This is a genomic window from Comamonas composti DSM 21721, assembly GCF_000429845.1.
Taxonomy (GTDB): Bacteria; Pseudomonadota; Gammaproteobacteria; order Burkholderiales; family Burkholderiaceae_C; genus Comamonas; species Comamonas composti.
The window spans coordinates 55,182-79,006 of record NZ_AUCQ01000007.1; the positions used below are offsets into that span (position 1 = coordinate 55,182).

The window sequence follows — 23,825 nt, forward strand, 5'->3', positions numbered from 1 at the left end:
ACAGCTTTTTCTGCAGTGACTTTATTTCAACCAAGGAGGCCTTTATGACGCTTGCAACACGACTCGCCATGCTTTTATGCGCTGTTATCGCTCCGCTATCGGCGCTGGCCGAGCCCGAGTTGCGGCTCGGAGTCTCCATTCCTGCGGCCACGCACAGCTTCATGGGCGGCATAGGCTACTGGGCCAACCGGGCCAAGGCCGAGCTGGAGAAGACCCACAAGAATCTTTCGATCACCATCAAGACTTCGGCCAATGCTTCGGAGCAGGCCAACCAGTTGCAGGACCTGGCCGGGGTGAACCGCATCAATGCGCTGGTCATTTTCCCCTTTGAGTCCGGCGCACTCACACGCCCCGTGGCCGAGGTCAAGCGCAAAGGCGTCTACATCACCGTGGTGGACCGGGGCCTGACCGACACCAGTGTGCAAGACGCCTATGTGGCCGGCGACAACACCGCATTTGGCCGGGTGGCTGGGGAATACATTGCCCAGGCCCTGGGTGGCAAAGGCGAAATCGTGGCCTTGCGCGGCATTGCCACCGAGCTGGACAACGAGCGCATGAATGCCTTTAACGCCGTGCTGTCCAAGCATGCGGGCATCAAGCTGCTGGATGCCAAATACGGCAACTGGAACCGCGATGACGCCTTCAAGGTCATGCAGGATTATCTGACCCGCTTCAAGCACATCGATGCGGTCTGGGCCGCCGATGACGACATGGCCGTGGGCGTGCTCAAGGCCATACAACAGGCCAAGCGCGAAGACATACGCCTGGTCTTTGGCGGGGCCGGCGCCAAGCACATGGTCAAGACCATCATGGATGGCAGTGACAAGCGCATCACGGCCGATGTCAGCTACTCGCCCAAGTTCATCTACGACGCCATACGGCTCACGGCCGAGGCCAGGCTTGCGGGCAAGGGCATGCCGGCCACGACCCTCGTGCCCTCGGTGCTGATCACCAAGGACAACGCCCGGCAGTTCTATTTTCCGGATTCGCCGTTTTGACTTAGGGCCCCCCTGAGTCGCCTTCGGCGCCTTCCCCCCGCTCTTCGCTCGCTGCGCTCGCGGGCAGGGGGACGACACCGGCGCTGCGGGGCGGCCCTTGCGCGGTGTCCTTGGCTTGTGCCGTGCCAGTTTTGTGGGCTGTGCGTCTGGTTTTGCTTCCTTGACTTTTCTCCCTCGCCCCTTAGGGGAGAGGGTGGGGGTGCCTGGCAAAGCTCGGCGCTGCGCCATGGACAGAGGGGAAGCGATGAAGCCGATTTGCCTTCAACAGGATGTATGTGGATGAAGACCATCAAAGGACCCGCGATTTTTCTCGCGCAGTTCATGGGGCATGAGCCGCCTTTCGACAGCTTTGCCAACCTGGCCTGCTGGGCCGGCCAATTGGGCTACGAGGGAGTGCAAGTGCCTGCTGATGCCCGCGTGATCGATCTGGAGCGGGCCGCCAGCAGCACGGCGTATTGCGATGACCTGCGCCGCCAGGCCGAGGATGCAGGCGTGGCCATCACCGAGCTGTCCACGCATTTGCAGGGGCAGTTGGTGGCCGTGCATCCAGCCTACGAAGCATTGTTTGACGGCTTTGCGCCAGCCCATGTGCGGGGCAATAGCGTGGCGCGCACGGTTTGGGCCACGGAGCAGCTGCTGCTGGCGGCCCGCGCTTCGCGCAATCTGGGGCTCACCGCCCATGCCACGTTTTCAGGCGCCTTGGCCTGGCCCTATGTCTACCCCTGGCCGCAGCGGCCGGAAGGCCTGGTGGAACAGGCGTTTGAGGAACTGGCGCGCCGCTGGCGGCCGATTCTGGATGCATTTGACACAGCGGGTGTAGACGTCTGCTACGAACTGCATCCAGGCGAAGACCTGCATGACGGCCTGAGTTTCGAGCGTTTTCTGGCCGCCGTGGATGAACATCCGCGCGCCTGCATCCTCTACGACCCCAGCCACTTTGTGCTGCAGCAGCTGGACTATCTGGCCTTTATCGATATCTACCACGCGCGCATCAAGGCCTTCCACGTCAAGGACGCGGAGTTCCGTCCGACGGGCAGACAGGGCGTGTATGGCGGCTACGGCAGCTGGGTGGAACGGGCCGGCCGTTTTCGCTCGCCGGGCGATGGGCAGATTGATTTCGGCGCCATCTTCTCCAGGCTCACCCAGTACGACTATCCGGGCTGGGCGGTGCTGGAGTGGGAGTGCGCGCTCAAGCATCCGCAGCAGGGCGCACGCGAAGGCGCAGCCTTTATTCGCCGCCATTTGATTCCCGTGGCAGAGCATGCATTCGACGATTTCGCCGGCAGCGGCATCAACGCGGCCCAGACCCGAGCCCTGCTGGGTCTGGGCGAGGTTGCGCCATGACGCGCAAACTCCGACTGGGCATGGTGGGGGGCGGCGAAGGCGCCTTTATCGGTGGCGTGCACCGCACAGCCGCGCAGCTGGACGGACATTACGAGCTGCTGGCAGCCGCGCTGTCCAGTGAGCCCCAAAGAGCTGCGCGCAGCGCGGCCGCCCTGGGGCTGGACCCCGAGCGCAGCTATGCCGATTACCGTGAAATGGCCAGGGCAGAGGCAGCCCGGCCCGACGGCATCGAGGTGGTGTCCATTGTCACGCCCAACCATTTGCATGCGCCGGTGGCCACGGCCTTTTTGGAGGCCGGCATGCATGTGATTTGCGACAAGCCGCTGGCGCTGTCGCTGCAGGAGGGTGAAACCCTGGCCGCACTGGCACGCCAGCGCCAGCGCGTCTTTGCGCTCACCCATCCCTATGCCGGCTATGCGATGGTGCGCCACGCCCGTGCCCTGGTGCGAAACGGTGCATTGGGTGCGCTGCGACTGGTGCAGGTCGAATACCAGCAGGACTGGCTGAGCCAGCCCATTGAGCAAGATGGCCAGCACAAACAGGCCTGCTGGAGACTGGACCCCGCGCGCAGCGGCCCCACGGGCTGCCTGGGCGATATCGGCAGCCACGCCTACCAGCTCGCGGCTTTTGTAAGCGGCATGCTGCCGTCCCAGGTCAGCGCCGAACTATGCAGCTTTGTACCCGGGCGCCAGCTGGATGACCATGCACAAATGATGCTGCGCTACACCTGTGGTGCCCGTGGCCTGCTGTGGGCCAGCCAGGTGGCAGCAGGTTGCGCAAATGCGCTGCGGTTGCGCATCTTCGGCAGCCAGGCAGGCCTGGCCTTCGACCAGGAGCGGCCGGACGAGCTCTGGCTCACCCCCGTGGGCGGGGCTGCACAGTGTCTGCGCCAAGGGCACGTGGACAGCGCCGCAGCCCGCCATGCCAGCCGCGTTCCGGCAGGCCACCCCCAGGGCTATCAGGAGGCCTTTGCCCAGCTCTATGTCGATGCGGCCGAGCAGATCCGGGCCCGGCAGCAAGCGCGCGCACCTTTCCCGGAATCACTGGACCTGCCCACGATCGAGGATGGCCTGGCCGGCCACCGCTTTATCGACGCTGCACTGGCCAGCCACCGCAAGAATGGCCTGTGGATGGATATACAGGCGGTGCGAAATGCGCACTGACCTCATAGAACTGCGCCGCACTGCGAAGCTGCAGCGCAAGCCCTGCAATCCAGGCGAGAGCTCTCCCCTCGGCACCTCCGGGCCGGTGGACGCCGGCTTCAAGCCTTGTGCCTTCATTCCTGTTCACCAAGGAGACAAAAGCATGCAAGACCAGCGCAGAAGCTTTCTCAAGCACGGTACCGCCGCCATCGGCAGCCTCACCGTCGGACTCTCGACTCAGGCCAGCACCCACCACGGCACACGTGTCGACCGCAGGCCCATAGGCCTGCAGATCTATACGCTGGGCAGTGCCGTCGAAAAAAATCCGGAGGCCAGCTTCAGCGCAATCGCCAAGATGGGCTATGGCGAAATCCAGGCCCTGACATATGCCCATCTTGCGCCGGCCGACCTGCGCCGCGCAGCGGTCAACGCCGGCTTGCTGTTGCGCACCACCCATCTCGATTTCTCATCGAACGCCGACCCGTCGGCCTTGCTGGAAATCGCGCATCAGCTGGGCGTAGTCCAGGTCGCCAGCTCCGTGCTGGCGCCGATACCGCAGGCCAGCTCCGCCTATCTGCAGACCACGGGCTCCATGACGGTCAGCGATTTTCAGCGCGTGGCCGAGCGGGCCAACCGCATAGCAGAGTTGACCCTGCGCGCGGGCTTTTCCTATGCCTATCACAACCACAATTTCGAGTTCCTCGATCTGGGCAACGGAGTCTGCGGCTACGACGTGCTCCTGCGCGAAACAGACCCGCGCTATGTCAAGTTTGAGCTCGATTGCGGCTGGATGAGCTTTGCAGGGGGCAATGTCTGCAGCTATCTGCAGCGCCATGCCGGGCGCTTTAGCTCCCTGCACATCAAGAATTTCGACCGGATCGGCCATTCGAGCACGCTGGACAAGACTGCGTCATCGCATCTCACCGAGCTCGGCACCGGCGTCATTGACTACCGCCCGATTCTGGATCTGGCCCTGGCGCAGGGCCTCTCTTACCTGATCGTCGAGCACGACCCGCGCAATGGCGTGCCCATCTCCATGGACATGGTCCAGCGGGAATTCGACTTTCTGAACGGGCTGCTTGCGACCACACCGCCGGACACGACCCATCTGGCCTGAAAGGATTTTCGCGGCAAGCTCCTTTATTAAGAGCGTGTTCACGATCTCCTCGCGGCGCGCCAGTGTCTTTGCGGGATGGGATACGAGGCGCGACACCGCAGCAATAGCCGTGCTATTGCGAGGATTCGCAACGCTGTAGACCGCCCGCAAAGGCACTGCCCCCAAGGGTTGGAGCGAAATCGGGCGATTTCTTCGCGCTGGCCCTTGCTTGCACCCCGGTGCAAGCTGCGGCCCATCGACTCGAACTCATCCCGATTGCGCTCCAACGCGCCTGCGTAGAGATCGTGAACACGCTCTGAGAGCGCCTTGCGCTTGCCTGGCAAGCGCTTGAGGCCAATTCAACCCCAAACCCAGGACATGGTCCCGGATCGTGCACAGACCTCTTGTCTCCGGTGCTGGCCGGTCCGAATGAACTTTGCCGCACACATCCACACCAAGCACTTGGCGCCGAACCCGTGCCCCGAGACCGGTCTTGTCGCAAAGGCAGGGCCTGGCTTGGGGCATGATTGGGCTCTTTGTCTCTCACTACCGTCTGCGCTGCCGATGAAGCTGCTTGTTGATTTCTTTCCCATCATCCTGTTCTTTGTGGCCTTCAAGGTCTGGGGCATTTATGCCGCCACGGCCGTGGCGATCGCCGCCACCGTGGTGCAGATTGCCTATCTGCGCATGCGCCACGGCAAGGTCGAGCCCATGCAATGGGTGAGCCTGGGTGTGATCGTGGTCTTTGGCGGCGCGACCTTGCTGGCCCACAACGACACCTTCATCAAATGGAAGCCCACGGTGCTGTACTGGCTCATGGGTGCAGCCCTGCTGATCGGCCAGTTGGCCTTCAAGAAAAACCTGCTGCGCTCGGTCATGGGCGCCCAACTGAAATTGCCGGATCCAGTGTGGCGCAAGCTCAACTGGAGCTGGACCGCCTTCTTCGCCCTCATGGGCGCACTCAACCTGGCCATTGCCTACCGCTTCGATACCGACACCTGGGTCAACTTCAAGCTGTTTGGCGGCATGGGCCTGATGTTTTTGTTCGTCATCGGCCAGGCGCTCTACATGGGCCGCTATCTGCAGGAAGACAAGGGCGCGGCCGCCGAGCCCGCCCCTGCCCTGCCCGGCCAGGACCAGCAGCCATGAGCGCGAACCTGCCCATCACGGCCGAGGCCATGACCGATGTGCTGCGCGTGCGCCTTGCGCCCGCACAGCTGGAGGTCATCGACGAAAGCTACAAGCATGCAGGCCATGCAGGGGCCAACGACACCGGCTTCGGCACGCATTTTCGCGTGCGCATTGCCTCACCTCTGTTCCTGGGAAAAACGCGTCTGGCACGCCATCGCCTTGTGTATGATGCGCTGCAAGACTTCATTGACCAGGGTGCTCATGCCATCGCCATTGAGGTCCTGTGATCCAACAGGCTCCGTCTCTGCGGAGCCTGTTGCGTATGACGCCTTGATTCTGTCTTTGCAAACATTGGAATTCACATGAAAAAACAACTTCTGACCAGATTGGTGGCGACAGCCTTGCTGAGCACAGCGGCCCTCTCCGCCTCGGCCCAGAACCTGGCCGTCGTCAACGGCAAACCCGTGCCCAAGGCACGCATGGAGTTGTTCAAGCAGCAAGTCGAGCAATCCGGCCAGCCCATCACTCCCGAAATCGAGGACAAGATCAAGCAGGAGCTGATCAAGCGTGAAGTGCTGATGCAGGAAGCCAACAAGCGCGGCCTGGCCAATACCGAGCAGTACAAGCAGCAGATGGAAATGGCCCGCCAGGCGGTGCTGATCCGTGCGCTGTTCGACGACTTCATCAAGAAGAACCCCGTGACCGAAGCCGACGCCAAGGCCGAGTACGACAAGTTCGTCGCTGCCAACGGCGGCAAGGAATACAAGGCCAGCCACATCCTGGTCGAGGACGAGGCCCGCGCCAAGGCCATCATTGCCGAGGTCAAGGGCGGCAAGAAATTCGAAGACATCGCCAAGAAAGAGTCCAAGGACCCCGGATCGGGAGCTCGCGGCGGCGATCTGGACTGGGCCAACCCCGGCACCTATGTGCCCGAGTTCACCGAAGCCCTGATCAAGCTCGACAAGGGTGGCCTGACCCAGGCCCCGGTCAAGTCCCAGTTCGGCTGGCACATCATCCGCCTTGACGACGTGCGCGAAGCCGAGCTGCCCAAGTTCGAGGACGTCAAGCCCCAGATCATGCAGCAGCTGCAGCCGCAAAAGGTCGAGGCCTTTGAAAAGCAGCTCATGGACAAGGCCAAGATCCAGTAATTGCCTGCACGCCTGGGCCCTGCTACGGGCCCGCGCTGCCAACAGCCCGCCCTGCGGGCTGTTTCCGTTTCTGGACCACCGTGGCCGGGAGGCCTTTCCCGGCCCGGGGAGATGCTGCCGCAGGCAGCTGCAGCGGCCTTGATTTCATGCACAATGGCCCGCGCCATCCACGGATGGCAAACGCTGGGGGTGCCCTGGTGCACGAGAGCGCTCGCGCTTTCGCACCGGGGCTGAGAGAGTCCCTTTGAACCTGATTGCGCATGCGCCCTCCCAGGCCTGCATGCCCGAGATCATCCTCGCGCAGGGAAGCTGTTGTCTTTGCTCCAGGCCGCCGGTGCTCGTCCATCTGCAGTCCAAACTAGCGGTCACGGCCCCTGCTTCGTTTTTCAGCGGAGCATTCATGTCATCCAGTTCTTCACACCAGGGCGAAAACCAGGCCCTGCTCCCAGTTGCCGAGCAGCAGCGCGTTTTCCAGTGGCACGACCATGCCTCGCTATGGTTCAGCCTGGGCGTGGGCCTGCTGGTCATGCAGGTCGGCGCCTATCTGATTCCCGCCATGGGCACGCGCGAAGCCATGATGGCCATCGTCGGCGGATCGCTGCTGGGCGCAGGGCTGCTGGCCTGGATGGCCAAGCTCGGCTGCGACAGCGGCCTGTCCAGCGCAGGCCTCATGCATGGGGTCTACGGTCGGCATTTCGCACGCCTGCCGATTCTGCTCAACATCGTGCAACTGCTGGGCTGGGGAACTTTCGAGCTCGTGGTGATGCGCGATGCCACCGTGGCCATCGGCCGCCAGGCAGGCCAGATGGCAGCCGGTCACTGGCCTTTGATGGCAACCCTGCTGTGGGGCGGTGTGGTGTTGGCGCTGATCAGCGGCTCCATGGTGAAGCTCGTGCGCCGCCTGATCTCGCGCGTGGCCCTGCCCCTGGTCGTGCTCTCCCTGCTGTGGCTGAGCTGGCAGTTTCTCTCCCTGGCACAGGAGCAAGGCCTGGCCGAGCTTTGGCAGCGCAGGGGCGAAGGCGGCATGAGCGTGCTCTCGGCCCTGGACCTGGTGATTGCCATGCCCATCAGCTGGCTGCCCCTGGTGGCCGACTATGCGCGCCACGGCAACAGCGGCCGCTCGGCACTGAGCGGTACCTGGACGGGCTTTGCTCTGGCCAACATCTGGTGCTATGCGCTGGGTGTGCTCGTGGCCCTGACCCTGCCCAGCGCCGACCTGGTCACGGCCTTGCTGCTGGCTCAGGGCGGGCTCATTGCCCTGTCCCTGGTGCTCATAGACGAGATCGACAACGCCTACGGCGACACCTATTCGGCCGCCATGTCGGCCCACAGCCTGCTGCCGCGCTGGAGCATACGTGCCTGGGGCATGCTGATCGCCGTGGCCTGCACGGCCCTGGCCTTGGTCCTGCCCATGCACAGTCTGGAGCCTTTCCTGCTGCTTCTGAGCTCCTGCTTCGTGCCCTTGTTCGGCGTGGTGCTGGGCCGTTTGTGCGGCGGCGTGGATGCGGCCCGGCAGCTGGCGCTGGCTCCGGCCGTACGCTGGGATGCCGTGGGCCTGTGGCTCTGCGGCGTGGCCTTCTACCATCTGCTGCCCCTGCTCAGCCAGACCCTGGGCTCGGCCATTCCCACGCTGCTCCTGTGCTTTGTTCTGGCGCGCATCACGCGCCGCGATTAAAACCAACGCTCCTTTAAAGATAGCTGCAAGCGCCCGCCCCATAAGCGCTTTAGGCCTTTTCATTGCAGATTCTGGCTATGGCAGCCTCAGTGCGCGCCGGCGGCGCTCAGCAGCTTGACGATCTGCGTCTGGCCGCGCTGCCTGGCATGGGCCAGGGCGGTCATGCCGTCGCGATCCGCGAGATCGACATCCGCGCCAGCCGCTATGAGCTGGCGCACGATGTCCTGGTGCCTGGGCCCGCCATCGCTGAGCAGCACGGCTTCGAGCAGGCAGGTCCAGCCCAGGCGATTCACATGGTTGATGTCCACGCCTGCGGCTATCAAGGTCTTGACGACTTGCACATGGCCGCGCTCGCAGGCCGGGATCAGGGCCGTTCCGCCATAGCGGTTCGTGCTCTTGAGGTCGGCCCCGTGGGACAGGCTCATGCGCAGAATCTCCAGGCGGCCTGATGCACCAGCCAGCAGGTAGGCACTGTCCTGCATGAGGTTCTTGCGGTTCGGATCGGCTCCGTGCGAAAGCAGCGCTTGCGCGACCTCTGCATGGTTGGCCCGGGTGGCCAGCAGCAAGGGAGTATCGCCCTGGTCATCGGCAACATCCACCGGGGCGCCGCGCTTGAGCCACTCGTTCACCGCTGTGGTATCCCCGGCCCTGGCGGCCGCAAGCAGGCCCTGGCCGGCGGCCGAAGCTGCGGCTGCAGGCTCGGCCCGGGCACCGGCGGCTGCCGCAAGCAGGCTGGCCGCGACAAGCGCGCGGCTGCGATATGTCCATTTCTCACTCATTCAAACCTCCATCCAAAACCAGGCCCATGGCGGCATGGCCGCGCATGCCGGAGCCCGCGCAGGGCCCTGCAGACATTGGCAGCGCCCGGGCCTTTCATGCTAACCCGGGCCAGCCTGGCTGCATGCCCTCACGCCCCGGCTGCAGGGCTCGGCACACTGCCCTGAAAAATTGTTGGAACTATGAGTATGGGTATGGGTCGCACCTGACTGTCTTCCACAAACCAATGTTGGGTACCAACGAAAGGAGCTTGAGTTTCGTGCCACGTCTTCAACGCCGCACCACGGGCTGGCTGGCTGCCGCCATTACCGCCTGCGCCATCTTCTCCACAGCGCTCACCCCGCTCCAGGCGCAAGCCCGGGAGTTCGTGAGCATCAAGAGCTCGACCGCCAATGTGCGTGACAAGCCCAGTACCAAAGGCACCAGCATCCTGTGGGAGCTTGGCAAGGGCTATCCGCTGCAGGTCGCAAACCGCCAGGGCAAATGGTTGCGCGTCAAGGACCATGAAAGCACGCTGGGCTGGGTGCACTCCTCGCTCACGCACAAGACCCCGCACCTGCTGGTGACCGCCCCTACCGCCAACCTGCGCGCAGGCCCGGGTACCCAGCACAGGCGCGTGGGCAGGCTGGAGCAAAACGAGATCGTGCGCACGCTCAAAAAACAGGGCAACTGGGCCCAGGTCAAGCGCGACAACGGCCAGCAGGGCTGGGTGTCGCGCAAGCTGGCCTGGGGCTGGTGAGAGACACGCGCTTTCGCCGCCTCTGAACAGCCCCTTGCCGGCCAGGAGGCTGCGCGTCTGCGGCACAGCGCAGCAGCTCAGGCGCCGACAATCACCTGGGCGCGCGGCGCATAGCCATGGTTCAGCGGGCCCTGGCCGCCCCCCGTATGCACATCGGCACCGGCTGCGATGGCGCCCAGAATGTATTCACGCGCCAGACTCACCGCCTGCTCCAGGGGCAGGCCCAGGGCCAGGTGGCTCGCAATCGCCGAGGACAGGGTGCAACCCGTTCCATGGCCGTTGTGCGTGACGATACGCGCAGACTGCAGGCGCAGCCTGCGCCCTTGCGCCTGCCCCAACAGGTCCACGACAAGATCGCCGGGCAGGTGCCCGCCCTTGAGCAGCACCGCATGCGCGCCCAGCTCCAGCAGTTGCTGTACGGCCCCGTCGAGCGCATCCACGCCGTCTATGCTGCGCCCCAGCAGCAAGGCCGCCTCGTCGAGATTGGGAGTCACCACGGCCGCCAGTGGAAACAGCTCGCGCACCAGCACCTCGGCGGTCTGCGGTGCGATCAGCCGGTCGCCGCTGGTGGCCACCATGACCGGATCCAGCACCACGTTGCGCAGACCGTGGCGACGTATGGCATCGGCCACGACCAGAACGACTTCGGGCGTGGCCAGCATGCCGATCTTGATCGCATCGGCGCCAATGTCCTCGATCACGGCATCGATCTGGCCACGCAGAATATCCACGGGTATCCCATGGATGCCCTTCACCCCGAGGGTGTTTTGCACGGTGATGGCGGTGATCGCCGTCATGCCATAGCAGCCCAGGGCGCTGCAGGTCTTGAGATCGGCCTGGATGCCGGCGCCACCGCCACTGTCCGATCCTGCAATGATGAGCACGCGGGCATAGCGCCTGGCTGACGGGAGATCGAGGGTCGAAGCTTGCGAAGAGGGAGAAACTGCAGTCATGGGAAAAAATTATCGCCCATGCGCATGGTCAATACCGGCGCATGGCGATTGTGATGTAATGCTTCGCGACGGACGAAACAGGGGTGTCCCATGCGCGCGGACCTGGCAACAGCCAGCACCTGCACGCTTGAGCGACTGAGAAACACCCTGGGGATTGGGCCTCGCCCCGCCGGATGCCGCGCCTGCGGCACCCGCGTCCCCTGCACCCGATCCAGGTAATGCTGGCGTGGGGAGTTTCAATGCAAGCGCCAAGGCATGCCGTGTTTTGTCCCGCATATGCACCCTGGCACGGCCGCCTCGCGGCCTCCGGTTTTGCATGTGCGCCCCAACCGATTGAATGCACATGCCCGCTCTACACGCTTCCTCTCGCATCGCCATTCTGGGCGCCGGCCTCATGGGCCGGCTGCTGGCCCTGGCGCTTGCACGCCAAGGCCACTCCATCAGCCTCCACGATGCCCAAGGCCCCGACGGCGCAGGCGCTGCGGCACGCGTTGCCGCCGCCATGCTCGCCCCTCTTGCCGAGTCGGCCATCACCGAGCCCGGCGTGGTGCGCATGGGCCAGCACGGCCTGACACGCTGGCCCGAGCTGCTGGCCGAGCTCGACGCCCCGGTGTACTTCCAGCAAAACGGCACGCTGATTCTCTGGCACCGCCAGGATGCCGGCGATGCCCGGCGCTTTTGCGGCCTGCTGGAGAAAAACCGCCGCATCAACCCCGAGCTGCCGGCCTTGCAGCATCTCGCGGACCAGGAGCTGCAGACCGCCGAGCCTGCGCTGCAGCAGCGCTTTGCCAGCGGCGTTTACCTGCCCGATGAAGGCCAGCTCGACAATCGCCAGCTGCTCGCGGCCCTGCACCGGACGCTGGAGCGCCTGGGCGTCGCCATGCACTGGCACCGGGCGATCGAGCTTTCGGACTTCAAGCCCGGCCAGGCTGGCGAGCCCGACTTCGTGTTCGATTGCCGGGGCCTGGGAGCACGTGGTCAATGGCCGGCGCTGCGCGGCGTGCGCGGCGAAGTCGTGCGCCTGCATGCGCCCGAAGTCACGCTGCAGCGTCCCACGAGGCTGATCCACCCGCGCTACCCGATCTACATCGCGCCCAAGCAGGAGCATTTGTTCGTCATAGGGGCGACCGAGATCGAGTCCGACGACATGTCCCCTGCCAGCGTGCGCTCCACACTGGAATTGCTGAGCGCCGCCTACACCGTGCACCCAGGCTTTGCCGAAGCCAGGATTCTGGAGATCGCGACCCAGTGCCGCCCCACCCTGCCCGACAACCTGCCGGCCGTGCGCTGGACTTCCGAGCGCAGCATGGAGGTCAATGGCCTTTATCGCCACGGCTTCATGATTGCACCGGCTATGCTCGACATCGTGCTGCAGATGCTCGACACCGGCGACTGCGAACTTGCGCGCCGCTTCGACGTGGCCGTGGAGCAGGCCGGATTGCAGCTGACCCAGGCCTGAAGCGGCCCCTGCCTTTTTCCATAGCCATGAAAATTCTGATCAATCAGCAAGCCATCGAACTGCCGGCCCAGGCCAGCGTGGCGCATGCGTTGCAAGACCTGGACCTGAAGCCGCCTTATGCAGTGGCCGTGAACACGGTCTTCGTGCCCAAGTCCCAGTACGCCAGCCAGATCCTGAGCGAAGGCGACCGCGTGGAAGTCATCTCGCCAGTCACCGGCGGATGAGATGACGCCCAGGCCTGGGCACGCGCCTGCCCCAGGCGCGCTGCCAACGCATTACCCCTCTCCTCTTCGAGCGCCCGCCCCATGACTTCGAACTCCACCACCAGCGACAGGCTGGAACTCTACGGCCACAGCTTTGACAGCCGGCTGCTGCTGGGCACGGCCCGCTACCCTTCGCCAGCCGTGCTGGAAGCTGCCGTGCGCCGCGCCCAACCGGCCATGGTCACGGCCTCGCTGCGCCGCCAGGGCAGCAATGCAGCCGAGACCGGCGCCAGCTTCTGGGAACTGCTCAAAAAGCTGGATGTGCCCGTGCTGCCCAATACGGCCGGCTGCATGACCGTGCAGGAGGCTGTGACCACGGCCCAGATGGCACGCGAAGTGTTCGAGACGCCCTGGATCAAGCTGGAACTCATAGGCGACGACTACACGCTTCAGCCCGACACGCTCAACCTCGTGGAAGCCGCCTCCATCCTGATCAAGGAGGGCTTTCAGGTCCTGCCCTACAGCACCGAGGACCTGGTGCTGTGCCAGCGCCTGGTGGACGTGGGCTGTCAGGCCGTCATGCCCTGGGCCGCTCCCATCGGGACCGGCCGCGGCCCCGTGAACCCCTATGCAATGCAGATGCTGCGCGAACGCCTCAAGGTGCCGCTCATCGTCGATGCCGGCCTCGGCCGGCCTTCCCATGCCTGCCAGGTCATGGAATGGGGCTATGACGCCGTGCTGCTCAACACGGCCGTGGCCCTGTCCGAGGACCCCGTGCTCATGGCCGGGGCATTTGCCGATGCGGTTGCCGCAGGCCGTGCCGCGCGCAAGGCCGGCGCCATGGACGAGCAGACCGCGGCCCAGCCCAGCACACCCGTGCTGGGCACGCCTTTCTGGCACCACGCTTGAAAGACCGCAACATGCCCGACAACATACAAGCCATGGCCCAGGCGCTGGTCGACACCCATGAGGCCGCGTTTCGCAGCCCGGATCTCCCGGCCCAACCCCGACCTGCAGCACTCAGCCAGGAACCGGTCTACCTGGCCGCCCTCGAGGCCTGCAGCCGCCTGGGCTTCATCGCCATTGACGCCCAGACCCTGGCCCAGGCCTGGCTGGCCCAAAGCCAGCGCCTAGGCAGCTTTGATGCACGTCTATGGCCCTGTGACGCACGCGATTTCGGCCTGGGCACGGGTGAAGCCGGCAAGGCCTTTCCGTCCTGCCCGCAGCAGCTAGGCCTTTATGCAGTGCTGCCCGATGCCACGTGGGTTGGCCGCATGGCCCAGGCCGGCGTGCCCACGGTGCAGTTGCGCTACAAGAGCGAGGACAGCGCCGCGATTGCACGCGAAGTGCGCGCCGCCGTGGCTGCAGTCCAAGGCACGGAAGTGCACCTGTTCATCAATGACCACTGGCGTGCAGCGATCGAAGCCGGCGCCTATGGCGTGCATCTTGGCCAGGAAGATCTGGACGCACTCGCCGCCAGCGACCTGCAAGCCATTCATGCATCGGGCCTGCGGCTTGGCGTCAGCACCCATGGCTATGCGGAAATGCTGCGCGCCCACCGCGTGCAGCCCAGCTATATCGCACTCGGCGCCGTATTTCCGACCACGCTCAAGAAAATGGCCACGGCTCCCCAGGGGATTGCGCGTCTTGCGGCCTATGCAAAGCTCATGCAGCGCTACCCACTGGTCGCGATTGGTGGCATCTCGGCCACGCAATTTGCCCAGGTGCTTGCCACGGGCGTGGGCTCGGTCGCCGTGGTGCGTGCGCTGGTCAATGCAGCCGACCCCGAAGCCGCTGCGCAGGAGCTGCTGGCCCTGATTGGCCAGGGGTGACGCCGGCGCCAGGGCCTGCGCGCACTGGATTTCAGTGCAGCAGTCTTTGGCTCGCATCCACCACCTGCAGATGCAGCAGGGTGAAGTACAGCGTGACATCGCTTTGCTGGTCCACGAACGTGCCCAGCGCATGCTGCAGCCGGCCCGCAATGCAAAGGCATTCCGTGGCCTCGGGACGCGCGCCCGCGACCTGCGGCGTGGTAAGCAGGCCCAGGCCGTGCTTTTCACCAAAGTCTCTGACGACTTGCAAGGCCTGACCATGCTGGGCAGGAATGGCATCGTTGGCCCAGCTCCACAAAAAGCTGCCCTGGCTTTCGCTGGTCGTACCCACCAGGCATACGGTCGCCACCACATCGTGCAAGCCACCTTCCAGGGTCAGCGTGGCGCTGTCCAGGTCCCAACGGCAACCGGGCGAGCCCAGCAGGCCGAATTCGGCCGGCCACTGGGAGTTCTTCTGCATCATGGACTCCACAGCCTCGCGGCTCCACTGCGTCCAATCGGTGCTGCTGTCTTTTTCGCTCATCTTGCTTGCAGGCTTAGAACGTGTTTACGATCTTAGGTTGTGGCGCCCATTTTGAGCCTGTTTGCGCAAGCCACAGGAGCCCTGCCTGATCCAATGAAAAGGGCTCAGCCTCTTTCGAAGCTAAGCCCTTTCAAATGGTCGGCGTGGCGGGATTCGAACTCGCGACCCCTTGCACCCCATGCAAGTGCGCTACCAGGCTGCGCTACACGCCGAAAACGGGAACAAAAGAAAAACCCAGTCTTTGAAGACTGGTCTTTCTGAATCAATGGTCGGCGTGGCGGGATTCGAACTCGCGACCCCTTGCACCCCATGCAAGTGCGCTACCAGGCTGCGCTACACGCCGAAGACTTAGATTATATGCTGCTTTTTGCTATTGAAACAAAAGTAGCTCACGGATCTGCAAAAGCTCCTCACGCAGGCTGACGCGCCCTGTGCTCGCCTGCGGCAGAGCATCGACCTGCAAGGGCGGGCCTGCAGGCGGCAATGCACTCTGATCCTCTCCTGCCTCGACCAGCGGCGGCTGGGTAGAGGCTGGGGCCGGTGTCGGGGCCGCTCCACGCGATTCGCGCAAGCGGTTGCGCGCGCCGTTGATCGTAAAGCCCTGTTCGTACAGCAGCTCGCGTATGCGCCGGATCATGAGCACCTCGTGGTGCTGGTAATAGCGGCGATTGCCACGGCGCTTCATCGGGCGCAGCTGCGTAAACTCCTGCTCCCAATAGCGCAGCACATGCGGCTTCACGTCACACAGATCCGCTACTTCACCTATGGTGAAGTAGCGCTTGGCCGGAATCTGGGGCAGGGATGAAGCCATGGCAAACACTGGAAAGGTCAGAAGCTGCGCAACAGCGGCTGCAGCGCAGGAGCGAGGTGCCTATGCTAGACCATCCCTCATTCGCTGGGCAGCGCATCCGCCTCGTGCCCGTTACTACTGTCCTGCGACACCCGCCTGGATCTGCTCTTTGAGCTTGCTGCTGGCATGAAAGGTGACCACGCGGCGCGCCTCGATGGGAATGGCCTCGCCGGTGCGCGGGTTGCGCCCCGGCCGGGGCGCCTTGGTGCGAACCTGGAAGTTGCCAAAGCCCGAGAGCTTCACATCTTCGCCATCCACCAGGCTTTGCGAGATCAGCTCGAAAAACGCATCCACCATTTCCTTGGCCTCGCGCTTGTTGAGGCCAATTTCGTCGAACAGCAAGTCGGCCAGCTGCGCCTTGGTCAGCGCCGGGCTGTCTGCATTGCCCACGGCCAGCTGAATTTCGAATTCTTCCTGCATCGCTCTCCTCCTCATGCGCGCAAGCGCGCACCCAGTTGCTGCTGCAACTGCTGCAGTACGGCCTGTACGACCTGCTCGATCTGTGCATCGGCCAGCGAACCCTGGTCGCTGCCCAGCGTCAGGCGCACGGCCAGGCTTTTCTCGTCTTGTGCCAAGGTGCCCGGTGCGGCTTCTTCGCCGGCCTTGAGCTTCTTGGGACGGAACACGTCAAACAACACGGCCGAGCGCAAAATGCCGCCGGACACGCCTTGCTGAACCGCCTCCATCACCTGGGCATGGGTCACGCTTTCCTTGACCACCACGGCAATGTCACGCTCCACGGCCTGGTGCTTGGCCACGGGGGCAAACACCGGCACCTGGCGGGCCAGCACGGCGTCCAGTTCGAGTTCGAACATCACCGGTGCCTGGGCCAGATCCCATTCCTGGCGCCACTTGGGGTGCAACTCGCCAACAAAGCCAATGGCCTTGCCATCCAGCAGCACGCGGGCGCAGCGGCCGGGGTGCATGGCGGGGTGTTCTGCAGCCTCGAATACGGGCTTGGCCGGGGCCAGCAGTGCCTCCACATCGCCCTTGGCGTCGTAGAAGTCGACCTTGGCCTCTGCCCTGCCCCATTGCAGCTGGTCGGCCGGTCCATAGGCCAGACCTGCCACGCGCATGGGTTGGTTAAAGCCCTTCACCGTGGTGTCGGAGTCCTGCACGGACGTGTCCTTGAAGAACACGCGGCCCAGCTCGAACACACGCACACGCTGGGCCTTGCGGTCCACGTTGAACTTCAAAACCTGCAGCAGCGAGCCCAGCAGCGAGGAGCGCATCACGCTCAAATGGCTGGCAATGGGGTTGAGCAGCTGAATGGCATTGGTGTTGCCTGCCAGCTCTTGCTCCCATTTCTCTTCGACAAAGCTGAAGTTGATGGTTTCCTGGTAGCCCAGGGCTGCCAGCTCGCGGAGCACGCCAAAAGGGCTGCGCTGGTTCTCGGCGCGCAGCTTGGGCGTGGTGGGGGCCAACGGCTTGGTGGTGGGCAGGTTGTCGTAGCCGACCATGCGGGCCACTTCTTCGATCAGGTCTTCTTCCAGATTGATGTCGAAACGGAAGCTGGGCGCGGTCACGCTGATCACGCCTTCTGCAGCCACGGCGGCAGGCAGGCCCAGGCCGTTCAAGGCATCCAGGCATTGCTGCTGCGTCACGGCCATGCCAATCACCTTGGCGGCACGCGCCACGCGCAGTTGCACGGTCTTGGCCGCAGGCATATTGGGCTGGTGGTCGTCCATGGCGCCGACTTGCGTCTCGGGCGTGCCGCAGATCTCCAGCACCAGTTGGGTGATGCGCTCGATGTGCTCTACGGTATGTGCGGGGTCCACACCGCGTTCGAAGCGGTGGCCCGCATCGGTGGCGAAATTGAAGCGGCGCGAACGGCCGGCAACGGCCTTGGGCCACCAGAATGCGGCTTCGATGTAGATGTTGCGGGTGTCGTCAGACACGGCCGTGGCGTCGCCACCCATGATGCCGGCCAGGGATTCGACCTCGCGCTCGTCGGCAATCACGCCTACCTGTCCGTCCACGGTGATGGTGCTGCCGTTGAGCAGCTTGAGCGTTTCGCCCTCTTTGCCCCAGCGCACTTGCAGGCCGCCGTGGATCTTGTCCAGGTCAAAGATGTGGCTGGGGCGGCCCAGCTCGAACATCACATAGTTGGAGATGTCCACCAGGGGCGAGACGCCGCGCTGGCCACAGCGGGCCAGGCGGTCCAGCATCCACTGGGGGGTCTTCACTTGTGTGTTGACGTTGCGCACGATGCGGCCGGAGAAGCGGCCGCACAGGTCGGTGGCTGCTATCTTCACGGGCAGCTTGTCTTGCGTGGCCACGGCGGCGGCGGGGAAGGACAAGGTCTTGAGCGGCGCGCCCGTCAGGGCCGACAGCTCGCGCGCCACGCCATACACCGAGAGACAGTGCGCCAGATTGGGCGTGAGCTTGAGGGTGAACAGCGTATCGTCCAGCTTCAGGTACTCGCGCACGTTCTGGCCCAAAGGGGCGTCGGCCGGCAGTTCCAGCAGGCCGCTCGCATCGTCGTCAATGCCCAGCTCCTTGGCCGAGCACAGCATGCCAAAGCTTTGCACGCCGCGCAGCTTGCCGATCTTGATCTTGAACGGCTTGCCGTCTTCGCCCGGGGGCAGTTCGGCACCCACGGTGGCGCAGGGAATGCGTATGCCCACGCGCGCATTCGGTGCGCCGCAGACGATGTTCAGCAGCTCGGGGCCGCCGACGTCAACCTGGCACACGCGCAGGCGGTCGGCGTCGGGGTGTTGCACGGCCTCCTTGATTTCACCGACCACGATGCCGGTGAAGGGAGGAGCCACGGGGTCGAGCTCTTCGACCTCCAGACCTGCCATGGTCAGGGTGTCAGCCAGCTCTTGGGTGCTCAGGGCCGGGTTGCAGAACTCGCGCAGCCAGGATTCAGGAAATTGCATGTTCGTCTTCTTTGTCTTGGGCGCCCTCTGGCCTGGGTTGCGGCCGGGGCATGCTGCTCAACAAAACAGGAGCTGCAAGCGCTTGGTACTTCTTGGTTTCAGCATCATTTCGATTTGAAATGGTGACAGGCCTGCGCTCGCAGCTCACTTTTTAATTACTGGAATTGCGACAGGAAGCGGATGTCGCCATCGAAGAACAGGCGCAAGTCATTGACGCCATAGCGCAGCATGGTCAGCCGGTCCGGCCCCATGCCAAAGGCAAAGCCTATGTATTTCTCGGGGTCCAGGCCCATGTTGCGCACCACATTGGGGTGCACCTGGCCAGAGCCCGCCACCTCCAACCACTTGCCTGCCAGCGGACCGCTCTGGAACTGGATGTCGATCTCGGCCGAGGGTTCGGTGAACGGGAAGAAGCTGGGGCGAAAGCGCAGCACCAGGTCTTCTTGTTCAAAAAAGGTCTTGCAAAAGTCGGTGAACACGACTTTCAAATCCTTGAAGCTCACGTTCTCGCCGACCCACAGGCCTTCGCACTGATGGAACATGGGCGAGTGGGTGGCGTCCGAGTCCACACGGTAGGTGCGGCCCGGGGCAATCACGCGGATCTCGGGCATGGTCTGACCGGCATCCAGCTGATTGCGGTATTTCTTCACATGCTGCACGGCATGGCGCACCTGCATGGGGCTGGTGTGGGTGCGCAGCAGATTGGGCGCGTTTTCCGTGCCGCCTTCCACATAGAAGGTGTCGTGCATGGAACGCGCGGGGTGGTCTTCCGGCGTGTTCAACGCCGTGAAGTTGAACCAGTCGGACTCGATCTCGGGGCCCTGGGCCACATCAAAGCCCATGGAACCAAAAATGCCCTCGATGCGCTCCAGCGTCAGCGACACGGGGTGCAAACCACCGGTGCCGCGGCGGCGACCGGGCAGGCTCACATCCAGCACCTCGGCCTTCAGATGGGCTTCGAGCTCGGCATCGGCCAGGGCTTTGCGGCGGGCAGTCAGGGCAGCCTCAATGGCCTGCTTGGCCACGTTGATGGCGGCGCCGCGCGACTTCTTCTCTTCGACGGAAAGCTGGGCCATGCCCTTCATGAGCTCGGTCATCTTGCCCGATTTACCCAGAAACTGCGCCTTGGCGTTTTCCAGATCGGCAGGGGTGGCGGCCTGCGCAAACAACTGCTGCGCGCTCTCGACCAGAGAATCCAACTCGTTCATATCGACTCTTTATCGATTTCAATACCTGGTGCTTGGGGCCCGCATGGCAGCAAAAACACCCGGTGATAAAAAAACAAGGGCTAGTGCCTTTTCAAGCCCTAGCCCTTGCTGATAGTGCGTCAGCAGCTACTACATCGAGCAACTACCGATCGTGAACTCAAGCAGCCAGCTTGGCCTTGACTTGCTCCACGATGGCGCTGAATGCAGCCTTGTCGTGCACCGCGATATCGGCCAGCATCTTGCGGTCGATTTCGATGGCAGCCTTCTTCAGGCCGTTGGCGAACTGGCTGTAAGTCAGGCCCAGCTCACGGGAAGCCGCATTGATACGGGCAATCCACAGCTGGCGGAACACACGCTTCTTGGTACGACGGTCACGGTATGCATATTGACCGGCCTTCATCACCGCCTGTTTGGCGATGCGGAAGACATTGCCGCGGCGACCGCGGAAACCCTTGGACAGGGCCAGAACTTTTTTGTGACGGGCGCGGGCCGTTACACCACGTTTGACGCGAGGCATTTGTTTTCTCCTTGTTCGTCAGTGAATTACAGACCAGCGCCAGGCAGCATCTTTGCGATGGAGCCCATATCGCCTTCATGCACGCTGACAATGCCACGCAGGTGGCGCTTGTTCTTCGTGGTCTTCTTGGTCAAGATGTGACGCTTGAAGGCTTGACCGCGCTTGACGGTACCACCCGGACGAACGCGAAAACGTTTCTTCGCGCTGCTCTTGGTTTTCATTTTGGGCATTTGAATGCTCCTGTTAATTGTGCTCGTGAGGCGGCGCGCAACCTGCTCGCACTTGCTGGCCCCGAGACACTTCTTTCACCGGCAAGCCGGCTGCAGACCTCGAAGGTCTGCGCATTGCGCCCTGGTCCGTGCAGTTCAAGACACGCACCAGGGCGCAAATTCAAAAACCGTTTTCACGGCCACCCCAAAAGCAAGCTCTCAGGGAAAACCGCAATTATGCCTTATCAGCGACCGCTGCAGTCTCAGGCTTGCCTGAGGGCGCGCCAGGTTTCTTGCGCGCCGGAGCGATCATCATGACCATCTGGCGGCCTTCGAGCTTGGGAAACTGCTCGACCTGGATGGTGTCCGACAAGTCATCGCGCAAGCGATTGAGCAGATCCAGACCCAGTTGTTGGTGCGTGATTTCACGGCCACGGAAACGCAGCGTGATCTTGCACTTGTTACCCTCAGCCAGGAAGCGGCGAATATTGCGCAGCTTGATGTTGTAGTCGCCATCGTCGGTACCGGGCCGGAATTTGACTTCCTTGATTTCGATGACGGTCTGCTTGGCCTTGGCCTCGGCAGCCTTCTTCTGCTCCAGGTACTTGAACTTGCCGTAATCCATGAGACGGCATACCGGAGGGCTGGCGGTGGCGGCGATCTCCACCAGGTCCACGTCCAACTCTCCAGCCATGCGCAGCGCCTCTTGTATAGGCACTATGCCCAAAGGCTCATTCTCAGGCCCGGACAGACGCACTTCAGGCGCCATGATTTCACGGTTGAGGCGATGCTTGCGCTCTTCACGTTGGCGCCGATCACGAAATTCAGTAGCTATGGTTCTCACCCTTGATCTTGGTTTGCCACAATAGCGTGGCCGCTTGCGTGCAGCACGCGCAAGCGATCAACGCCCTGGATGGAGGAAGTTTCAGACTTTAGCCGCAATGTCCTTGGCCGCAAGCTCGATGAAAGCTTCAACCGACATCACGCCCAGATCCTTGTTACCCCGTGCGCGCACTGCCACCGCACCTGCTTGCCTCTCCTTGTCGCCTGCGACAAGGATGTAAGGCAGCTTTTGCAACGAATGCTCGCGTATTTTATACGTAATCTTTTCGTTACGCAGATCAGATACCACTCTAAGGCCTTGATTCGGCAACGCTTTTTGCAGCTTTTGCACAACTTCGCGCACATAGTCTGACTGGGCATCAGTGATATTAAGCACCGCGACCTGCACGGGAGCCAGCCAAAGCGGCAAGGCACCGGCGTGCTGCTCGATCAAAATACCAATGAAACGCTCGAGTGAACCGACGATGGCGCGGTGCAGCATGACGGGACGATGGCGATTGCCATCCTCTCCCACATACTCGGCATCCAGGCGCTCGGGCATGGAAAAATCCACCTGTATGGTGCCGCACTGCCATTGACGTCCTATCGCGTCCTTGAGCGTGTACTCGATCTTCGGGCCGTAGAACGCACCGTCGCCAGGAGCGATCACATATTCACAGCCCGAAGCCTCCAGACTGTGGATCAATGCAGCCTCTGCCTTGTCCCAGCTTTCATCCGATCCAATGCGGGCCTCGGGACGCGTAGCGACCTTGTAAATAATTTCATTGAAGCCAAAGTCTTTGTAGACTTTTTGCAACAATTCCGTGAATGCCAGCACTTCGGGCTGGATTTGGTCTTCCGTGCAGAACACATGGCCATCGTCTTGCGTGAAACCGCGCACACGCATGATGCCATGCAGACCGCCTGTAGGTTCGTTGCGATGGCACTGGCCAAATTCGCCATAGCGCAGCGGCAGGTCGCGGTAGCTCTTGATGCCCTGCTTGAAAATCAGGATGTGGCCCGGGCAGTTCATGGGCTTCAAGGCGTAGTCGCGCTTTTCCGACTCCGTGATGAACATGTTGTCGCGGTACTTGTCCCAGTGGCCTGTCTTCTCCCACAGCGTCTTGTCCAGAATCTGCGGACCCTTGACTTCCTCGTAGCCGTTGTCGCGGTAGACGCGGCGCATGTACTGCTCCACCTCCTGCCACACACGCCAGCCCTTGGGGTGCCAGAACACCGTGCCGGGCGAGCATTCGTCGATGTGGAACAGGTCAAGCTCGCGGCCCAGGCGACGGTGGTCGCGCTTTTCGGCTTCTTCAATGCGCGTGATGTAGGCCTGCAAGTCTTTCTTGTCGGCCCAGGCCGTGCCGTAGACGCGTTGCAGCTGCTCATTCTTGGCATCACCACGCCAGTAGGCGCCGGCCAGCTTGGTCAGCTTGAAGACCTTCAGAAAGCGCGTATTGGGCACGTGGGGGCCACGGCACATGTCCACATATTCCTGGTGGTAGTACAGGCCCATGGCTTTTTCGTTGGGCATGTCTTCGACCAGGCGCAGCTTGTAGTCCTCGCCACGGTCTTTGAAGACCTGGAGGACTTCGGCGCGTGGCGTCATCTTCTTGACCACGTCGTAATCCTGGGCGATCAGCTCTTTCATGCGCGCCTCGATGGCGGCCATGTCTTCGGGCGTGAAGGGACGCTCGTAGGAGATGTCGTAGTAAAAGCCCTCTTCGATCACCGGGCCGATCACCATCTTGGCCGTGGGATACAGCTGCTTGACGGCGTGGCCAACCAGGTGGGCCGTGGAGTGGCGGATGATCTCCACGCCATCCTGGTCCTTGGGCGTGATGATCTGCAGCTTGGCGTCTTCACTGATCAGATCGCAGGCGTCGACCAAACGACCATTGACGCGGCCGGCAACCGTATTCTTGGCCAGGCCAGCGCCGATGGACTGGGCCACCTGCATCACAGTGACCGGGCCGTCGAATTCTCGTTGCGAACCGTCGGGAAGCGTAATCTTGAGCATGGAAATCCTTGGAAACCTAATGTGGGATACGGGGCCGCGGCCGATGCCTCATCTGAAAAGCAAAAAGCGCGGAACTGGGCCGCGCTTTAATCAAGGGGAGAAAGCTGTGTGACTGCTTCTCGTGCAGGCGCGAACCGCCAGCCGCTTAGCGGCTGAAAAACCTCTCGGTCGTAGTTCGCGGTGTCATAACCAACATTGCCTTTCTCGCCCTTGTAAGTTGAAGTAATTTGAAAACTCGCAGCATTTTAACCCGCTCAAAAGAAAAGCGCCCGAAGCACAAGACTTCGGACGCTC

The 23,825-nt window shown here is 62.9% G+C and carries 24 protein-coding genes and 2 tRNA genes; 13 read left to right on the top strand and 13 right to left on the bottom strand.

All coding sequences use genetic code 11. The annotated features are described in order from the left end of the window. The first annotated feature begins 68 nt into the window (after window positions 1-68). The 8 genes from G486_RS0106795 (at window position 69) to G486_RS0106830 (ending at window position 8,534) form a co-directional block, all read left to right on the top strand. Entirely contained in the window at window positions 69-998 is a 930-nt protein-coding gene (locus tag G486_RS0106795; protein ID WP_407059792.1) for a substrate-binding domain-containing protein, read from the top strand. Window positions 999-1,277: 279 nt separating this feature from the next. Continuing rightward, window positions 1,278-2,342 (top strand): sugar phosphate isomerase/epimerase family protein, encoded by a 1,065-nt coding sequence (locus G486_RS0106800; protein WP_027014864.1) that lies wholly within the window; start codon window positions 1,278-1,280, stop codon window positions 2,340-2,342. Next, window positions 2,339-3,505 (top strand): Gfo/Idh/MocA family protein, encoded by a 1,167-nt coding sequence (locus G486_RS0106805; RefSeq protein WP_034386849.1) that lies wholly within the window; start codon window positions 2,339-2,341, stop codon window positions 3,503-3,505. The genes G486_RS0106800 and G486_RS0106805 overlap by 4 nt, the downstream gene beginning before the upstream one ends. Before the next feature lie 142 nt (window positions 3,506-3,647). Beyond that, window positions 3,648-4,601 carry a sugar phosphate isomerase/epimerase family protein gene (locus G486_RS23090; RefSeq protein ID WP_169728581.1) on the top strand — a complete coding sequence of 318 codons (954 nt, stop codon included), beginning with the start codon at window positions 3,648-3,650 and terminating at the stop codon, window positions 4,599-4,601. Window positions 4,602-5,144: 543 nt separating this feature from the next. After that, window positions 5,145-5,729, top strand: a complete 585-nt coding sequence (locus tag G486_RS0106815; protein WP_027014866.1) for a septation protein A — start codon at window positions 5,145-5,147, stop codon at window positions 5,727-5,729. Further along, window positions 5,726-5,998, top strand: coding sequence for a BolA family protein (locus tag G486_RS0106820; RefSeq protein ID WP_027014867.1), 273 nt, complete (start codon window positions 5,726-5,728; stop codon window positions 5,996-5,998). The genes G486_RS0106815 and G486_RS0106820 overlap by 4 nt, the downstream gene beginning before the upstream one ends. Before the next feature lie 75 nt (window positions 5,999-6,073). Next, the gene (locus tag G486_RS0106825; protein WP_027014868.1) at window positions 6,074-6,859 is read left to right on the top strand and encodes a foldase protein PrsA; all 786 of its coding nucleotides are present in this window, start codon (window positions 6,074-6,076) and stop codon (window positions 6,857-6,859) included. A 400-nt stretch (window positions 6,860-7,259) separates the two neighbouring features. Then, window positions 7,260-8,534, top strand: a complete 1,275-nt coding sequence (locus tag G486_RS0106830; protein WP_027014869.1) for a purine-cytosine permease family protein — start codon at window positions 7,260-7,262, stop codon at window positions 8,532-8,534. An 86-nt stretch (window positions 8,535-8,620) separates the two neighbouring features. On the opposite strand, the gene G486_RS0106835 is transcribed toward G486_RS0106830, so the two are convergent. Continuing rightward, window positions 8,621-9,313 (bottom strand): ankyrin repeat domain-containing protein, encoded by a 693-nt coding sequence (locus G486_RS0106835; protein WP_027014870.1) that lies wholly within the window; start codon window positions 9,311-9,313, stop codon window positions 8,621-8,623. 257 nt (window positions 9,314-9,570) lie between these two features. On the opposite strand from G486_RS0106835, the gene G486_RS0106840 reads away from it, so the two are divergent. Continuing rightward, the gene (locus G486_RS0106840; protein ID WP_027014871.1) at window positions 9,571-10,050 is read left to right on the top strand and encodes an SH3 domain-containing protein; all 480 of its coding nucleotides are present in this window, start codon (window positions 9,571-9,573) and stop codon (window positions 10,048-10,050) included. A 77-nt stretch (window positions 10,051-10,127) separates the two neighbouring features. On the opposite strand, the gene thiD is transcribed toward G486_RS0106840, so the two are convergent. Further along, window positions 10,128-11,003 (bottom strand): bifunctional hydroxymethylpyrimidine kinase/phosphomethylpyrimidine kinase, encoded by an 876-nt coding sequence (thiD, locus tag G486_RS0106845; protein ID WP_027014872.1) that lies wholly within the window; start codon window positions 11,001-11,003, stop codon window positions 10,128-10,130. 394 nt (window positions 11,004-11,397) lie between these two features. Here thiD and G486_RS0106850 point away from each other — a divergent pair, with 394 nt between their 5' ends. The 4 genes from G486_RS0106850 to thiE all read left to right on the top strand — a co-directional run bounded on the left by G486_RS0106850 (window position 11,398) and on the right by thiE (window position 14,497). Beyond that, entirely contained in the window at window positions 11,398-12,462 is a 1,065-nt protein-coding gene (locus tag G486_RS0106850) for an FAD-dependent oxidoreductase (protein ID WP_034386897.1), read from the top strand. Between the two features lie 26 nt (window positions 12,463-12,488). Then, window positions 12,489-12,686, top strand: a complete 198-nt coding sequence (gene thiS / locus G486_RS0106855; protein WP_027014874.1) for a sulfur carrier protein ThiS — start codon at window positions 12,489-12,491, stop codon at window positions 12,684-12,686. 81 nt (window positions 12,687-12,767) lie between these two features. Then, window positions 12,768-13,574, top strand: a complete 807-nt coding sequence (locus G486_RS0106860) for a thiazole synthase (protein ID WP_027014875.1) — start codon at window positions 12,768-12,770, stop codon at window positions 13,572-13,574. Between the two features lie 11 nt (window positions 13,575-13,585). Then, on the top strand, window positions 13,586-14,497 hold the full coding sequence (gene thiE, locus G486_RS0106865) for a thiamine phosphate synthase (RefSeq protein WP_027014876.1): 912 nt from the start codon (window positions 13,586-13,588) through the stop codon (window positions 14,495-14,497). A 31-nt stretch (window positions 14,498-14,528) separates the two neighbouring features. Here thiE and G486_RS0106870 read toward each other — a convergent pair whose 3' ends face one another. From G486_RS0106870 to thrS, 11 genes are all read right to left on the bottom strand, one after another. Further along, window positions 14,529-15,020 (bottom strand): DUF6882 domain-containing protein, encoded by a 492-nt coding sequence (locus tag G486_RS0106870; RefSeq protein WP_027014877.1) that lies wholly within the window; start codon window positions 15,018-15,020, stop codon window positions 14,529-14,531. A 135-nt stretch (window positions 15,021-15,155) separates the two neighbouring features. Further along, window positions 15,156-15,232 (bottom strand) — tRNA-Pro (locus G486_RS0106875). A gap of 54 nt (window positions 15,233-15,286) precedes the next feature. Continuing rightward, window positions 15,287-15,363, bottom strand: a tRNA-Pro gene (locus tag G486_RS0106880). Between the two features lie 27 nt (window positions 15,364-15,390). Next, window positions 15,391-15,831 (bottom strand): MerR family transcriptional regulator, encoded by a 441-nt coding sequence (locus G486_RS0106885; RefSeq protein WP_027014878.1) that lies wholly within the window; start codon window positions 15,829-15,831, stop codon window positions 15,391-15,393. A 114-nt stretch (window positions 15,832-15,945) separates the two neighbouring features. Continuing rightward, window positions 15,946-16,290 carry an integration host factor subunit alpha gene (locus tag G486_RS0106890; RefSeq protein ID WP_407059790.1) on the bottom strand — a complete coding sequence of 115 codons (345 nt, stop codon included), beginning with the start codon at window positions 16,288-16,290 and terminating at the stop codon, window positions 15,946-15,948. 11 nt (window positions 16,291-16,301) lie between these two features. After that, entirely contained in the window at window positions 16,302-18,752 is a 2,451-nt protein-coding gene (gene pheT, locus G486_RS0106895; protein WP_027014880.1) for a phenylalanine--tRNA ligase subunit beta, read from the bottom strand. A gap of 155 nt (window positions 18,753-18,907) precedes the next feature. Next, window positions 18,908-19,960 carry a phenylalanine--tRNA ligase subunit alpha gene (gene pheS, locus G486_RS0106900; RefSeq protein ID WP_027014881.1) on the bottom strand — a complete coding sequence of 351 codons (1,053 nt, stop codon included), beginning with the start codon at window positions 19,958-19,960 and terminating at the stop codon, window positions 18,908-18,910. A gap of 157 nt (window positions 19,961-20,117) precedes the next feature. Next, window positions 20,118-20,477 (bottom strand): 50S ribosomal protein L20, encoded by a 360-nt coding sequence (gene rplT / locus G486_RS0106905; RefSeq protein ID WP_027014882.1) that lies wholly within the window; start codon window positions 20,475-20,477, stop codon window positions 20,118-20,120. 26 nt (window positions 20,478-20,503) lie between these two features. Further along, window positions 20,504-20,707, bottom strand: a complete 204-nt coding sequence (gene rpmI, locus G486_RS0106910; protein ID WP_027014883.1) for a 50S ribosomal protein L35 — start codon at window positions 20,705-20,707, stop codon at window positions 20,504-20,506. 214 nt (window positions 20,708-20,921) lie between these two features. After that, window positions 20,922-21,530 carry a translation initiation factor IF-3 gene (gene infC, locus G486_RS0106915; protein WP_084455101.1) on the bottom strand — a complete coding sequence of 203 codons (609 nt, stop codon included), beginning with the start codon at window positions 21,528-21,530 and terminating at the stop codon, window positions 20,922-20,924. Window positions 21,531-21,611: 81 nt separating this feature from the next. Next, window positions 21,612-23,531 (bottom strand): threonine--tRNA ligase, encoded by a 1,920-nt coding sequence (thrS, locus tag G486_RS0106920; RefSeq protein ID WP_027014885.1) that lies wholly within the window; start codon window positions 23,529-23,531, stop codon window positions 21,612-21,614. Between the last annotated feature and the right edge of the window lie 294 nt (window positions 23,532-23,825).